The 13,923-nt window shown below is 69.8% G+C and carries 16 protein-coding genes; 9 read left to right on the forward strand and 7 right to left on the reverse strand.

All coding sequences use genetic code 11. The features are described from left to right. The first annotated feature begins 42 nt into the window (after positions 1 to 42). Complete coding sequence (locus tag ACIA1L_RS15940; protein WP_396073440.1) at positions 43 to 495, forward strand: Lrp/AsnC family transcriptional regulator; 453 nt, start codon at positions 43 to 45, stop codon at positions 493 to 495. Positions 496 to 555: 60 nt separating this feature from the next. On the opposite strand, the gene ACIA1L_RS15945 is transcribed toward ACIA1L_RS15940, so the two are convergent. Next, entirely contained in the window at positions 556 to 765 is a 210-nt protein-coding gene (locus ACIA1L_RS15945; protein WP_396073441.1) for a hypothetical protein, read from the reverse strand. A gap of 212 nt (positions 766 to 977) precedes the next feature. Between ACIA1L_RS15945 and ACIA1L_RS15950 the strand changes: the two genes are divergently transcribed. The 3 genes from ACIA1L_RS15950 to ACIA1L_RS15960 all read left to right on the forward strand — a co-directional run bounded on the left by ACIA1L_RS15950 (position 978) and on the right by ACIA1L_RS15960 (position 2,612). Next, a complete protein-coding gene (locus tag ACIA1L_RS15950) occupies positions 978 to 2,057 on the forward strand; it encodes a DNA glycosylase AlkZ-like family protein (RefSeq protein ID WP_396073442.1) in 1,080 nt (359 codons plus the stop codon). 39 nt (positions 2,058 to 2,096) lie between these two features. Continuing rightward, positions 2,097 to 2,264, forward strand: a complete 168-nt coding sequence (locus ACIA1L_RS15955; protein ID WP_396073443.1) for a hypothetical protein — start codon at positions 2,097 to 2,099, stop codon at positions 2,262 to 2,264. A gap of 156 nt (positions 2,265 to 2,420) precedes the next feature. Next, on the forward strand, positions 2,421 to 2,612 hold the full coding sequence (locus ACIA1L_RS15960; protein ID WP_396073444.1) for a CsbD family protein: 192 nt from the start codon (positions 2,421 to 2,423) through the stop codon (positions 2,610 to 2,612). Between the two features lie 66 nt (positions 2,613 to 2,678). On the opposite strand, the gene ACIA1L_RS15965 is transcribed toward ACIA1L_RS15960, so the two are convergent. Further along, entirely contained in the window at positions 2,679 to 4,061 is a 1,383-nt protein-coding gene (locus tag ACIA1L_RS15965) for a KamA family radical SAM protein (RefSeq protein ID WP_396073445.1), read from the reverse strand. Between the two features lie 130 nt (positions 4,062 to 4,191). Here ACIA1L_RS15965 and ACIA1L_RS15970 point away from each other — a divergent pair, with 130 nt between their 5' ends. From ACIA1L_RS15970 to ACIA1L_RS15990, 5 genes are all read left to right on the forward strand, one after another. Beyond that, on the forward strand, positions 4,192 to 5,250 hold the full coding sequence (locus ACIA1L_RS15970; RefSeq protein ID WP_396073446.1) for an L-erythro-3,5-diaminohexanoate dehydrogenase: 1,059 nt from the start codon (positions 4,192 to 4,194) through the stop codon (positions 5,248 to 5,250). Positions 5,251 to 5,255: 5 nt separating this feature from the next. Beyond that, positions 5,256 to 6,803 (forward strand): amidohydrolase, encoded by a 1,548-nt coding sequence (locus ACIA1L_RS15975; protein WP_396073447.1) that lies wholly within the window; start codon positions 5,256 to 5,258, stop codon positions 6,801 to 6,803. 530 nt (positions 6,804 to 7,333) lie between these two features. Next, positions 7,334 to 8,959 carry an apolipoprotein N-acyltransferase gene (gene lnt / locus ACIA1L_RS15980; protein WP_396073448.1) on the forward strand — a complete coding sequence of 542 codons (1,626 nt, stop codon included), beginning with the start codon at positions 7,334 to 7,336 and terminating at the stop codon, positions 8,957 to 8,959. Further along, the gene (locus tag ACIA1L_RS15985) at positions 8,956 to 9,765 is read left to right on the forward strand and encodes a polyprenol monophosphomannose synthase (RefSeq protein WP_396073449.1); all 810 of its coding nucleotides are present in this window, start codon (positions 8,956 to 8,958) and stop codon (positions 9,763 to 9,765) included. Before lnt ends, ACIA1L_RS15985 begins: the two co-directional genes overlap by 4 nt. 71 nt (positions 9,766 to 9,836) lie before the next feature. Then, complete coding sequence (locus tag ACIA1L_RS15990) at positions 9,837 to 10,358, forward strand: FxsA family protein (protein WP_396073450.1); 522 nt, start codon at positions 9,837 to 9,839, stop codon at positions 10,356 to 10,358. A gap of 78 nt (positions 10,359 to 10,436) precedes the next feature. On the opposite strand, the gene ACIA1L_RS15995 is transcribed toward ACIA1L_RS15990, so the two are convergent. The 5 genes from ACIA1L_RS15995 to ACIA1L_RS16015 all read right to left on the reverse strand — a co-directional run bounded on the left by ACIA1L_RS15995 (position 10,437) and on the right by ACIA1L_RS16015 (position 13,863). After that, positions 10,437 to 10,775 carry an RNA polymerase-binding protein RbpA gene (locus ACIA1L_RS15995; protein WP_015622005.1) on the reverse strand — a complete coding sequence of 113 codons (339 nt, stop codon included), beginning with the start codon at positions 10,773 to 10,775 and terminating at the stop codon, positions 10,437 to 10,439. A gap of 279 nt (positions 10,776 to 11,054) precedes the next feature. After that, complete coding sequence (locus ACIA1L_RS16000) at positions 11,055 to 12,263, reverse strand: serine/threonine protein kinase (RefSeq protein WP_396073451.1); 1,209 nt, start codon at positions 12,261 to 12,263, stop codon at positions 11,055 to 11,057. A 54-nt stretch (positions 12,264 to 12,317) separates the two neighbouring features. Continuing rightward, the gene (locus tag ACIA1L_RS16005) at positions 12,318 to 12,869 is read right to left on the reverse strand and encodes a histidine phosphatase family protein (protein WP_396073452.1); all 552 of its coding nucleotides are present in this window, start codon (positions 12,867 to 12,869) and stop codon (positions 12,318 to 12,320) included. Beyond that, positions 12,866 to 13,669, reverse strand: a complete 804-nt coding sequence (locus ACIA1L_RS16010; protein ID WP_396073453.1) for a CbtA family protein — start codon at positions 13,667 to 13,669, stop codon at positions 12,866 to 12,868. The genes ACIA1L_RS16005 and ACIA1L_RS16010 overlap by 4 nt, the downstream gene beginning before the upstream one ends. Next, positions 13,660 to 13,863, reverse strand: a complete 204-nt coding sequence (locus ACIA1L_RS16015; protein WP_396073454.1) for a CbtB domain-containing protein — start codon at positions 13,861 to 13,863, stop codon at positions 13,660 to 13,662. The genes ACIA1L_RS16010 and ACIA1L_RS16015 overlap by 10 nt, the downstream gene beginning before the upstream one ends. Positions 13,864 to 13,923 lie beyond the last annotated feature (60 nt).

Here is a 13,923-nt window from a genome sequence, read left to right on the forward strand (position 1 = left end):
ACGGGTGCGTGCGGTCTCAGCCTCGACCGGTATCTTGACGCCGTGGAAGAGATCGACCGGGCGATCGTGGGCGCCCTCACCGCGGACGGCCGGCTGTCCTACACCGTGCTGGCCGAGCGGGTCGGGCTGAGCGTGTCGGCGGTGCACCAGCGGGTGCGCCGGCTCGAGCAGCGGGGCGTCATCAACGGTTACACGGCGGTGGTCTCGTACGAGGCGTTGGACCTGCCGATGACCGCCTTCGTGGCGATCCGCCCGTTTGACCCGTCACAGCCGGACGATGCGCCGGAGCGGCTGGCCCACCTGAAGGAGATCGACTCCTGCTACTCGGTGGCGGGGGAGGACTTCTACCTGCTGCTTGTGCGAGTGGCGAGTCCGAGTGATCTGGAACGGCTGCTCCAGGAGATCCGGACGGCGGCGAACGTGACGACTCGGACCACGGTGGTGCTCAGTACGCCGTACGAGAACCGGCCGCCACGGATCGTCGACACAGACTAGCCTCCTAGGACGCCGTACGCAGAGTGGCCGAAGACGTCCTCATCGCCTCCGGCTGCTCTGTCATACGCGCATGCTCGCGTCGTCCACCGAGGCGTCGTCGGCTAGGAGCGTGGTGAGCCGGCTCGCGCACTGCCGGCTCGATGCCGCGGCGTCGGCGGCGATCGCCCACCGTTGGCCGGGGCCGATCGGCCGCGCGGCGACGAGTTGCCGCCGCAGCGCCTGCAACTCGGCCAGATGGGCGTCCAGTACCGCGAGGATCTCGCCGTGCATGGCCGCTACTTCTTCTTGGCCTGCTTGTGGTGCCGCTTGCCCCGCTTCGCCTTTTTCGCCATGAGAGCCTCCTCTGCCGCCAGTTTGGGCCGCCATCCGTCCGACTGCACGTAATTGCACATGTGCGGAACGTTATGACCGGGGCAGCCTACGCCCGGATTGCGGCGTGAACATTGCGGCGTATTTACCGCACCGGGTCTAGCCTCGGTGCGGTGACCGTCCACGAGCTGTCCCGCACCGACGCGCGTCGCATCGCCGTACGCGCCCAGCTCCTGGACCGGAATCGGCCCGCGAACCTGCTCGCCCTGGTCCGGCAGGTGACCCTCTTGCAGATCGACCCGACCGCCGCCATCGCGCCGACCGCTGATCTCGTGGCCTGGAGCCGCCTCGGCCCGACCTACGCGCCCGTTGAGCTCACTGCGGCGCTCGCCGACCGGTCCCTCGTCGAATTGTGGGCGACGATCCGCCCCGCTGAGGACGTGACCCTGTATCGCGCCGAGATGCGGCAGGTGCGCGAAGGCAAGCTCAGCGCCCGCCTGCACGAGTGGATTCTCGCCAATGACCGCTGCCGTCTGGACATCCTCGCGCGGCTGACAGCGGAGGGGCCCCAGCCTTCGCGCCGGCTGCCGGACACCTGCGCGGTGCCGTGGACGTCGACCGGCTGGACCAACGACAAGAACGTCATCCGCCTGCTCGACCTGATGGCCGCGCGGGGCGAGGTCGCGGTGGCCGGCCGACAGGGCCGCGACCGGCTCTGGGACCTGGCCGAGCGCGTCTATCCGGACGAGCCCGCCGTGCCGGCGGAGGAAGCGATGCGGCGCCGTGACGAGCGCCGGCTGCGGGCGTTGGGGATCGCCCGGGCCAAGACCACGAAGGTGCCGATCGAACCGTACGACGTGGGGCAGGCGGGTGAGCCGGCGGTGGTGGAGGGCGTCAAGGGGGAGTGGCGGGTCGATCCGGCCCAGCTGGCCCAGCCATTCACCGGCCGTACCGCGCTGCTGTCTCCGTTTGATCGGCTGATCCATGACCGGCGGCGCACTCTCGAGCTGTTCGGCTTCGACTATGGCCTGGAGATGTACAAACCCGCGGCCCAGCGCCGGTGGGGTTACTACGCCCTGCCGATCCTGGTGGGCGACCGACTGGTCGGCAAGCTCGACGCTGCCGCGGACCGCAAGGCGGGCGTCCTTCGCGTCCATGCGATCCACGAGGACGAGCCGTTCACGAAGCAGCAGGCGACGTCAGTACGTGCGGAGATTGCCGCGCTGGGGGACTGGCTCCAGCTTTCATCCTAGGACGCCGGAAGCAGTGTCGTGTGCCCTACTCTGAGATCTATGGAGAAGCGCGAGCACGGCACTGAGCGAGAGCAGGACTTTCGGCACCTGCCCCCTCGGGTCACCCCTGAGGAGATGATCCTGGTCCAGCCGGTAGTTCAGGCCAAGCATGACCCGACGAACGGCAACACAGCGGAGTGGGACCTCCGGAACGGCTGGGCGGGCTAACCAGCCCTTACCTTATATCTCAGGATCCTAGGATGCCTTACGCGCGGTGCGACCGGTCACTCGCCGCGAACAAAGCGGTGTTTCAGAAGCGAGCCCTTCGGGCACTGCACTCACCAGCAAGAACAAAAAGAACTTGAGTGGTGAGAGGTGTTGACGATGAGCTTCACTGACAAGGTCAAGAACAAGGCTGAAGAGCTGACCGGTAAGGCGAAGCAGGGCATCGGCGACGCGACGAACAACGAGCGGCTCGTTGCCGAGGGCCAGGCGCAGGAAACGGCCGCGCACGCCAAGCAGGCCGGCGAGCACGTGAAGGACGCCGGTAAGGACGTCCGCGACGCGTTCAGCTGAGCCCGTACCACCCCCAGACATGCTGAAGCCCCCAGGAGAATCTCCTGGGGGCTTCAGCATGTGGTCTTACTCGGCGGTGTCGGCCGACTGCTTGCGCCACCAGTCCTGGCCGGACTCGGGCAGCGTGTCGATCGGGTCGTAGTACGCGTAGGTCTTGTTCAAAGCCTCGGCGTCGTCGTGCTCGATCGAGGTGCGGTAGTTCTTGCTCCAGTACGAGATGCCGTTCTCGCGGTCGTACTCGGAGACCATGTGCACCCAGCGCTTGCCGACGAACGGCACGTCGCACACGATGCGCGGGGTGGCGTAGCCGGGCAGGTAGCCCATGATGTCGTGCTGCAGCTGCTGGGCGTGCCAGACGGGGACGCGCCAGTGCTCGGCGTTGGGGATCATGTCGCACATGTAGAAGTAGTACGGCAGGATGCCCGCTTCGCCCTGCAGTCCGAAGCACAGGTCGAGCAGGTCGGTGCTGGTGGCGTTGACGCCGCGCATGAGCACGCCCTGGTTGCGGACGTCACGGACGCCGACCTCGATGAGGGTACGGGCGGCGCGGGCGACCAGGGGCGTCAGCGAGTTGACGTGGTTGACGTGGGTGTGGACCGCGAGGTTGACGCCGCGCCGTTCGGCGGTGATGGCGACGCGGTGCATGCCTTCGACGACGTCGGGCTGCAGCCAGTGCTGGGGCAGGCCCATGAGTGCTTTGGTGGCGAGGCGGATGTCGCGCACGGTGGGTACGGAGAGCAGGCCCATGAGGTAGTTCTCGAGCTGCTTCCAGGGCACGTTGGCGACGTCGCCGCCGGAGACGACCACGTCGCGGACGCCGGGGTGGGCCTTGAGGTAGGCGAGGTGGGCGTCGTAGCGGTCGACGGGCTTGAGGGAGAGCTTGAGCTTGTCGACGACGGGGGTGCTGTTGCCGACGAGGTCCATGCGGGTGCAGTGGCCGCAGTATTGCGGGCAGGTGCTGAGGAGTTCGGCGAGGACCTTGGTCGGGTAGCGGTGGGTGAGGCCTTCGGCGACCCACATGTCGTGCTCGTGGAGGCTGTCGCGGCTGGCGTGCGGGTGGGACGGCCAGTCGGTGCGGCGGTCGCTGGCGACCGGGAGCATGTACCGACGGATGGGGTCTGCGTAGAACGACTCCGTGTCGGGGGTGCGGTCGGGCACCATGGTGTTGAACATCTGCGGCGGGATCAGCATCGACATGGTGGCGTGGTGTGCCATGTCGGTTTCGAGGTCGGTGTAGAAGTTTTCGTCGAGCAGGTCGCCCATGACGGTGCGGAGCTGCTTGATGTTCTTGACGCAGTTGACGCGCTGCCACTGGCTGGATTCCCACTGGGCGGCGGTGATGTCGCGCCAGCCGGGGAATCGGGTCCAGTCGGGTTCGACGAGGGGCCGGCGCCGGTACTCGTACGGCTGGCCGGCGGGGGTTTCCGGTGCGGTGGCCGGGTGAGCCAACGGAGGCCTCCTGGGTGTCGGGGTGGTGAGCTTCACGATACTGGAGATTCTTCGGCCAAGGAACTGCTGGTCCGAAGGATTTGCGGTAAGGCGGCGTTGAGACGGTTTGTTTCTTGTGAGGATGGTGGTTATGTCGGTTGCGGTGGGTCTGTCTCGGGTGGTCGAGCCGGCGGGGGTACTGCCGCAGGCGGCATGGCGGCTGGACGCGCGTGGCGAAATCGGGCCGGATGAGGTGCGGATCCGGGTGGAGCGGTTGAACCTGGACGCAGCCAGTTATCGGCAGTTGGCCGGCAAACATGACGGTGACGGCGCTGCGGTGCGTGCTGAGGTGCTGGAGATCGTGCGGACCCGCGGCAAGATGCACAACCCGGTGACGGGTTCGGGCGGCACGTTGATCGGTGTCGTGGACGAGGTGGGCACGGAGTCGCCGCTGCCGGTCAAGGTGGGCGATCGGGTGGCGACGCTGATGTCGTTGACGCTGACGCCGTTGGTGATCGATGACGAGTTGGCGGGTTGGGACGGCCTGGGTGAGCGAGTGCCCGCGTCGGGTCATGCGATCTTGTTCGGCCGCTCGGTGGTGGCGGTGTTGCCGGACGATGTGGCGCCGGAGTTGGCCCTTGCGGTGTTCGACGTGTGTGGGGCGCCGGCGTTGACGGACCGGGTGGTGAAGGCGTACGTGGGTGCGGCGGCGATCGCGCACGATGAGGCGCCGGTGTCGGTGGCGGTGCTGGGTGGTGCGGGTAAGAGCGGCACGTTGTCGTTGACGGCGGCGCGGCTGGCGGGTGCCCGTACGGTCGGCGTGGTGGTGAGCGAGGCGGAGCGGGACGCGTTGACGCAGGCCGGGTTGGCCGATCATGTCGCGGTCGCGGATGCGCGGGATCCGGTGGCGGTGTCGGCGGCGGTGTCGGATGCCTTGGGCGGGCCGGCGACGGTGACGGTCGTCTGTGTAGACGTGCCGGGGTGTGAGCACGGCGCGATCTTGTCGACGGGTTCGGGTGGCACGGTCGTCTTCTTCTCGCTGGCGACGAGCTTCCCGGCGGCGGCGTTGGGCGCGGAGAGCCTGGCTGCGGACGTGACGATGCTGGTGGGCAACGGGTACGTGCCGGGGCATGCGGAGTTCGCGCTGGACGTTCTGCGGCGCACTCCGGCGGTGCGGGCGATGTTCGAGGCACGGATCGCGGCACACTGACGTCCATGACTTTTTCTCCCTCGGTGTTGTACCGCCATGGCCGGTTTTATTCGTCGGCGGATCCGCGCGCTTCGGCGTTGCTGGTCCGGGACGGGCGGATCGCGTGGCTGGGCGACGTGGGGGATGCGCCGGCGGCGGACGCCACGGTGGACCTCGGGGGTGCGTTGGTGACGCCGGCGTTCGTGGACGCGCATGTGCACGCCACAGATACCGGCTTGGCGGCGGATGGCCTGGATCTTTCGGGGGTGCGGTCGGCGCCGGAGCTGCTGGCGGCGGTGGCGGCGTTTGCGCGGACCCGGGCGGCGGACGCGGTGGTGCACGGGCACGGCTGGGACGAATCGACGTGGGTTGCGCAGACGCCGCCGGACGCGGACGCGTTGGAGCGGGCGGCGCAGGGCCGGCGGGTGTATTTGTCGCAGGCGTCGGTGCATTCGGCGTTGGCGTCGCGGTCGTTGCTGGCGGTGTGTCCGGGGATCGAGGGTTCCGGCGGGTATGACGCGTCGGGCTGGGTGCGCGAGCACGCTCATCATGCGGTGCGTGCGGTGGCGTTGGGTTCGTTGACATCCGCGCAGCGGGAGGCGGCGCAGCGGTCGGCGTTGCGGCTGGCTGCGTCTCGTGGGGTGGCGGCGGTGCACGAGTGCGGTGGCCCGGGGACGTCGAGCGAGCAGGATCTGGTGTCGGTGCTGGCCTTGTCGGGGCAGGGTTTGCCGCGGGTGTTCGGCTACTGGGGTGAGCTGGGCGGTGCGCAGCGGGCGAAGGACCTGGGTGCGGTGGGTGCGGGTGGCGACCTGTATGCGGATGGGGCGTTGGGGTCGCGGACCGCGTCGGTGTGTGTGCCGTACCTGGATGGTGCCGGCGGTTGTGGTGAGGCGTTCGTGTCGGCGGAGCAGGCCGGCGCCCATCTGGTGGAGTGCGTGGAGCTGGGTGTGCAGGGCGGCTTTCACGCGATTGGGGATGCGGCGATTGCCAGTGTGTTGGAGGGGTTCGCGATCGCGGCGCGCAGTGTCGGGGTGGATCGGCTGCGGGCGGGTCGGCATCGGATGGAACATGTGGAGTTGGCGGACAAGGCGATGATCGCCCGGATGGTCGAGTTCGGGGTGGTGGCCAGCGTGCAGCCGGTGTTCGACGCGTTGTGGGGCGGCCCGGACCGGATGTATGCGCAGCGCCTGGGGGTCGAGCGGGCGTTGGCCACGAATCCGATCGGGGCGATGCACGCGACGGGGGTGGCGTTGGCGTTTGGTTCGGATGCGCCGGTGACGCCGCTTTCTCCGTGGGCGGCGGTGGCGGCGGCGGTGGCGCCGCGGAATCCGGTGTTCCGGATGGGGGTGCGGGCGGCGTTTGCGGCGTCGACGACCGGTGGTTGGCGTGCGGTGGGGGTGGATGACGCGGGGGTGTTGGCGCCCGGGGCGCAGGCGACGTTTGCGGTGTGGGACACCCCTGCGGGTGTGGTGGAGGGTCTGCCGGCGTTGCTGGCGGGTCCGGATGGTGCGGTGCCGGCGCGGCCGGTGTGCCGCCGGACGGTGTTGTCCGGGGTGAGCATCTATGCGGGGTGACGTGCGGCTGGTGGTCCTCGTCGAAGATCATCCGGGCGCGGCGGCGGCATTGGTGAACGGTTTGTGACACGCCGGGAAACGCGACACGCCCAGGTATGGGTGACCCGGTTGACAAGGCGCCGGGGGTGCGACGTACCGTCGACGGGTCCTTTTCCGGGAAGCGGTTGTTGTTCGCTTCGTTCCTTCGCTCAATGGCCACGCGGCAAGACCCGAATCGCGCGCGTACGCCAGGTCCAGGGGGTGGGGGTCGACGGGGCGGCGCGGACCTGCCGCGTCTTCTTCCGGTGCGGACGGGGTGGAACGGGGCCAGTAGACAACGGCACGACGGCGGCAGCCAGCCGGCGGCGCGTCGGTCCGAAGGTCACGCCACACCCCGCAGGCGCACCGGCTCGGAACGGGACATCCAGCAAGCACCGCACGAAGGCACGGCTCACGGGCCGTGCCTTCGTCCTGTTCCCGGCCGTCCGGTTGCCGGGTTCCGCCCGACCGGCGCGCTAGTCTCGTTGTCTCTTCCGGGTAGCCTTCCGCGGGTGGATCTCGTGACACGTCAGCCGACAGCAGCGCCGGTGAGCGCCGCGGTGGCGACCCGGCCCGGGCCGTTGCCGCGCTGGTTGTCCGTGGTGTTCGGCCTCGCCGCTGGCGCCGGGCTGTTGCTGTCCTTCCCGCCGTATGACGCGTGGTGGTTGTCGCCGGTGTCGGTGGCGTTGCTGGCCGCGGCGGCACACCGACGGCGGCTGCGTGCCGGGTTCGGTGTGGGACTGCTGGCCGGGCTGGTGCTGTTCGTGCCGTTGTTGGACTGGACCAACATTGCCGGGGGCTGGCTGCCGTGGATTCTGCTGTCGCTCGCCCAAGCCACCTATCTGGGGCTGGTGGGGTTGGCGTCGGCGCTGCTGTCGCCGGTGGTCGACCGGTTCCGGGCGGCATGGCCGTTGCTCACCGGGCTGCTGTGGGTGACCCAGGAGGCGTTGCGTGACCGGGCGCCGTTCGGCGGGTTCCCGTGGGGCCGGCTCGCCTTCGCCGCCGGTGACGCCCCCGCGCTGCGGCTCGCCGCCTGGGGTGGTGCCCCGCTGGTGACGTTCGCCGTCGCCGCCGCCGGTGGCGCGGTGGTGGCGTTGGCGTGGCGCCAGTGGCGCCGGCCGGGCACGTGGGCGGCTGCCGCCGGGTTTGCCGCTGCGGCTGCGCTGATCGTCGCTGGCCCGCTGGTGGTGCCCACGGCCGCGCCGGCTGGCGACACCCGGACGGTGGCGATCGTGCAGGGCAACGTCCCGCGCCTCGGCTTGGACTTCAACGCCCAACGCGCCGCCGTGCTCAACAACCACGTCCGGGCCACCGAGAAATTGGCCGCCGATGTGCGGCAGGGCCGCGCGGCGCAGCCGGCGTTGGTGATCTGGCCGGAGAACTCCAGCGACATCGATCCGCTGCGTGACCAGGACGCGGCGCAGCGCATCGCCGGTGCGGCGAACGCGATCGGCGTGCCGATCCTGGTCGGCACGGTGCTGCGCACCGACGTTCCGGGGGAGATCCGCAACGCGGGTCTGCTGTGGCTGCCCGTCACTGGACCCGACCTCCACCAGGTGTACGTGAAACGGCATCCGGTGCCGTTCGCCGAGTACATGCCGCTGCGACCGATCGCGCGGTTCGTGTCCGCAAAAGTGGATCTGGTGCAGAACATGCTGGCCGGTGACACGCCCGGCGTGATCCGGACCGCGGCCGCGGTCATCGGCGACGTCATCTGTTTCGAGGTGGCCTACGACGGGGTCGTGCGCGACACGGTCACCGGCGGCGCACAGCTGCTCGCCGTGCAGACGAACAACGCCACCTTCAACGAGGCCGAGGCACGTCAGCAGCTCGCTATGGTGCGGCTGCGGGCCGTCGAACATGGCCGCGAGGCGCTGATGGTCTCTACCGTCGGCGTGTCAGCGTTCGTCGGCACGGACGGCCGGGTATACGCCGAAACTGGCTTCAATGTGGACGCAACGATCCTGCGTGACATGCGGATCGGTGGACCGCGTACGCTTGCCACTCGGCTGGGACAGTGGCCCGAGATTGCCGCAGTCGTCGTGACTTTGCTGGTCCTGTCCGGTGCAGTGCTGCACCGACGTCGGCGCCGCATCATGGAAACGACCGAAGCACACGGAAAGACGGAGGAACGGTGAGCGACGCGAACCCGACGGCAGCGGGCTCGGAGGGATACCCGGGCATCGGCCGGGTCCTCGTGGTCATCCCCACGTACAACGAGGCGGACAACATCCGGCTGATCACCGGACGGGTGCGCAGCGCCGTGCCGTCGGTGGACATTCTGGTCGCCGACGACAACTCCCCGGACGGCACCGGCGCCCTCGCCGATGAGATCGCCGCCTCCGACGACCACGTTTTCGTGCTGCACCGTGCCGGCAAGGAAGGTCTCGGCGCCGCGTACGTGGCCGGGTTCGCCTGGGCGAAGGACAAGGGCTACGACGCGGTCGTGGAGATGGACGCGGACGGCTCGCACGCCCCGGAAGAGCTGCACAAGCTCCTCAACGCGCTGCGCGAGAACGACGCCGTGCTCGGCACCCGCTACATTCCCGGCGGCAGCGTGCACAACTGGCCCATCCACCGGCTGCTGCTGTCGCGTGGCGGCAACATCTACATTCGGATGGCCTTGGGCATGCCCTTCAAGGACGCTACGGGCGGCTACCGCGCCTATCGGATGCCGGTCCTCGACGCGATCGACGTGTCGACCGTGGCGTCGCAGGGCTACTCGTTCCAGGTGGAGATGACCTGGCGCACATTCCGACACGGCTTCCGGATGATCGAGGTGCCGATCACGTTCACCGAGCGCGAACACGGCGTCAGCAAGATGAGCGGCAACATCTTCAAAGAACAGCTGCTGAGGGTCACCATGTGGGGGATTTCGGCGCGCAAGGAGTCGTTGCTGAACAAGATCGGGCGTACGCCGAAGCAGCCGTCGACCTGGCCGTGACCGCCGCCCGTCGTGTCATGCTGGAAGTCGTCCGGGTGGTCTTCGCACCCGAGCGATGAGGGGTGGACGAGGTGCGTCGAGGTCTGACACTGCTTCCGCTGGGACTGCTGCTGTTGGCGGCAGCGGAGATCGCCGTTTTCGTTGCCGTGGCGCATGCCCTGGGCGCTGGCTGGGCTGTGCTGCTCATCGCCCTGTCCAGCGTGGGCGGGCTGATCCTGTTGCGCCGGGAAGGGATCCGCGGTTGGCGGGCGTTCCGGACGGCTGCGCAGGCCGGGCAGCCGCCGGGCCGGCAGGTCAGCGACTCCCTGGTGGGGCTGTTGGGCGCCATTCTGCTGGCCGCGCCCGGTTTCGTCACCGCGGTGGCCGGTCTGCTCCTGATTGTCCCGCCCGGGCGGATCCTGGCCCGGCACGCCGTGACCCGGTTCACGGAGCGTCGCGTGTCGGGCGTCGTGGCCGGTGACCTGTTCGGGCCGCGCCACGTCCGCGTGCACCAGTCCGACCCGATCAACGACCCGGCACCGTCCGACGCTGCGCAGACCGTGACCCGCGCGGCGGTGACCGGCGAGGTCGTCGAGGGCGAGATCGTCCGCTGAGCCGGTTGCCGCCGGGCACAAAAACATCGCCGTTTCTCCCGGTCACGGGAGAAACGGCGATGGTGGTGGTGCTGGAGGTCAGCGGCCGCGGCGAGTGCGGACTTCCTGCAGACGCTCGTTGAGGATGTCTTCCAGCTCGGAAATGGAGCGGCGCTCCAGCAGCATGTCCCAGTGGGTACGCGGCGGCTTCGCCTTCTTCTGCTCCGGCTCATTGCCGTCGACCAGCCGCGCGACGCTGCCGTCGAACTTGCATTCCCAGGTGATCGGCACCTCGGCGTCGACGGCGAACGGCACCTCGAACTGGTGACCCTTCACGCACAGGTACTCGCGGGTCTGCCGGGGCGCCAGCTCCGTGTTGCGGTCGGACTCGTAGCTGACTGCGCCCAGCCGGCTGCCGCGCAGCATGCGTTCGCCCATGATCGGCTTTCCCCTCGCTCGTGGTGCTCATTGCCGTTGGTGTAACGACAGGGGCGGTCGCGAGATTCCTGGCGACCGCCGGTTCGTCGGCGGTGTTGACGCATCGAGCGTAACCGGCGGGGTCCCCTATCGGCCGGTTCAGCCCGTCCTGAAGTGGACCTTGGTCCAGTTTATCGGACTTTGCGAAACCTACCGATAACGCAAAGTTGGTCACGTCTGCACCGCTGCCCTAGTAGTTTATCGCGCGAAGTCCGCCCTGCCCCGCACGGGTTCGTGCCCTCACCGGTTCGCGCCGAGCGTCGCCAACGCGGAGGCGAGGTCGCTGACCTGCGCCGCCAGCTGCGCCACCCGGTCCTGAGCGGCGGTGGCCTCCGCACGGGCCGCGTCCAACCGGCGCCGCAACTCGTCCGCTTCGCGGCCGGCAGCCTCCCGAACTGCCGTGACCTCGGCCGCGGCGCGATCCCGGTCTCGGTCGGCGTCAGCCCGCGCCTGGGCCAGGGCCCGCTGCGCTGCGGTCGCTTCTTCAGCAGTGCTGGCCGCAGCAGCCCGCGCTTCGGCGACCTGCTGACCGGCCTGCTCTGCCGCGCCACGGGCGTCTTCCGCCGCGGCGGCGGCACCGTCTCGCGCGGTGCGGGCCTCGTCGCGCTCCCGCATTGCCAGGTCACGAGCCGCGTGGGCGGTGTCCCGTTCGCCGCGCGCCGCCTGCAGCTCGGACCGAGCCTGGTCGAGGTCGCGGGCGCGGGTCGCGGACTCGTGTCGGCTGTCGGTGAGCTCCCGGCGTACGGAATCAAGGGTGTTGCGGGTGTCATCGCGCTCCTGGCGGATGCCGTCGGTCTCCCGGCGGGCCGCGTCGCGGTCCGCTTCTGCCCGCGTGCGCAGCTCGGCGGCGGTCTGCGCGGCGGCCAACGCCGCGTCGCGGGACTCGACGGCCCGCCGTGCGTCGTCCGCGGCGGACTCAGCCAACCGATGTGCCGCCTGAGCGGCCAGCGCGGCGTCGTCCCGCTCTGCCCTAGCCGCCACTGCTTCCTGCAGGGCGGTTGCGGCGGCTTCGGCGGCCCGATCAGCGTCGCGGCGGGCGTCGTCGCGGTCGGTGTGCGCGGCGGCAACCTGCCGTGACGTTTCGGCGCGGACCTCGGCGACCTGCCGCTCCACCCCCGCCGGCGACATCTCGGCGTGCAAGGCCTCACTCAAGGTGCCCACGAACTGGTCGAGCCGGTCGACCAGCTCCCACGACCGGGCCACCTGCCCCGCCAGGCCGGGAGACGAGCGATGCCGCATCCGGACGTTGCGGGAGGCGCGCTGACACTCGCCGTCGTTGTCGCGGCAGTAGCGAAACGGCCGGCCGGCCGACACCCGCTGCGGCACAGGGCGGCCGCAGTGTGCGCACGGCCGCGTCTCCGGCGGGTCGTTCTCGGCGGCGGCCAGCATGGGCTGCTTCGGCACCGGCTGCGCCGCCGGAGCCACATCGTGTTCTGCGTGTTCTGCCATGGCGCACCGACCCTAACGCCACCCACCGACATCCTCGGGCCACCGCGCCGATGATCAGGTCGCTGCCGGAAAGTGCAGGTGCCAGCGGTTCGCGCGATACGTGAGGCGGGACAACGCGAGCGGCGCCACGTCCAGACACCACACGGCGTCATCGGCCAGTGCCAACGCATGAGCGAGGGCCGCGCGGACGACGATGGGATGGGCGACGGCCACCACCCGCTGACCCGCCATCGCGTCCAGCCATGCTCCCGCGCGCGCCCGGACCTGGGCCAGGGATTCGCCGCCGTGCGGGGCGGCACCGGCGTCAGTGAGCCACTGCTGCACACCGTGGGGGTCAGCCGCCGCCACCTCGTCGAAGCTGCGGCCGTTCCAGGCGCCGAAGTTCGGGTCCGCCAAAGCCTGCTCGACGGCCGCCGAATGGCCCAGTGCCTGCGCGGTTTCGCGGGCTGCCCGCGACGGAGCGCACACCCACAGATCACCGCGGCCGAACGGCGCCATGGCGAGGGCGGCCTGCCGGCCACCCTCGTCCACGTCGTCATCGCCGCCGAACAGCGCACCCCGCAGGGCCGCAGTCGGGGCGTACGCGAGCAGCCGCAGGCCACTCACACCGGCACGGACTCCGACCGGCCCTGCACCGCAGCGCGGTCACCCGCGGTGAGCTTGGTGATCAGCGCCGCGAACGCCAGGCCCAGCACTGCCCACAACGTCACCTGAGTTCCCAGCGACGTGATGCGGAAGTTCCACAGCAGGCTCGGCGGGAAGGTGTCCGACACCTCGTCGATGTTCGGCAGCAAGACGTAGCCGACCACCACCACGACCAGGAACCCGCCGATCCCCGCAGCAGCACGCACCCACTCGGCCGCACCGGCGCGCGGAGCGCGGGCGGCGACAACACCGGCCCAGACCGCGACCAGCCCGATCACCACGATCGCGAGGTAGCTGATCGTGCGCTGGTTGATCGTCTCCGGGTCGCCGACAGCGGGCGGATTCGGCGGATACTTCACGAACGGCACGAGCACCATGCCGAGCAGCGCAGCCGCGGCGAGCCCCAGGGCGGCGCGGTGGTCGTGCGAGGTGCGCAGCCGGCGGCGCAGCAGGGTGTACGCCGTGGCGAGCAGACCGCCCATCGCCACCCCGAACAGGGCCGTGGCGAGGAACAACCCACCCTTCTGCCCGGGACGCGACACCGCAGCGTCGTCACCGTGGTGATCGTCAGCGGGTTCCGCGGCTGCCGGTTCGGCCTGCGCGGCCGCGGCTTCCTCGATCGCGATCGCCGCGTCCACCTTCGGCTCGCCGAGCGCGTAGGCGAAAACTCCGGCCAGCAGTCCGGCGATGAGGCCCGCCAGCAGGCCCCGGAGCAGAATGGCGCCGTAGGTCGGCGTGGTGCGAGACGCGGTCAGTGACACGGGACGCCAAGCAGGTGACGGCCGTCGTGCATGAGCTCGTGCAGGAACATGCCGCTCTGCGACACCGCGCCCTGGTCGAAGGCGACCAGATAGGTGAGCAGAAGCATGGTCGCGACCACGGCGAACGCGGCCCACAACACCCGGGCCGGCAGTGCGGCGGGACTCAGCGGACGAACCGCCTGAATCTTGGACATGACGGAGAGGACCCTCCTAGCGGGATGACGCGTCCCGTATTGACAGGCCTGCGGCGCGAG

Source organism: Actinoplanes sp. NPDC051859 (assembly GCF_044452725.1).
GTDB lineage: Bacteria > Actinomycetota > Actinomycetes > Mycobacteriales > Micromonosporaceae > Actinoplanes.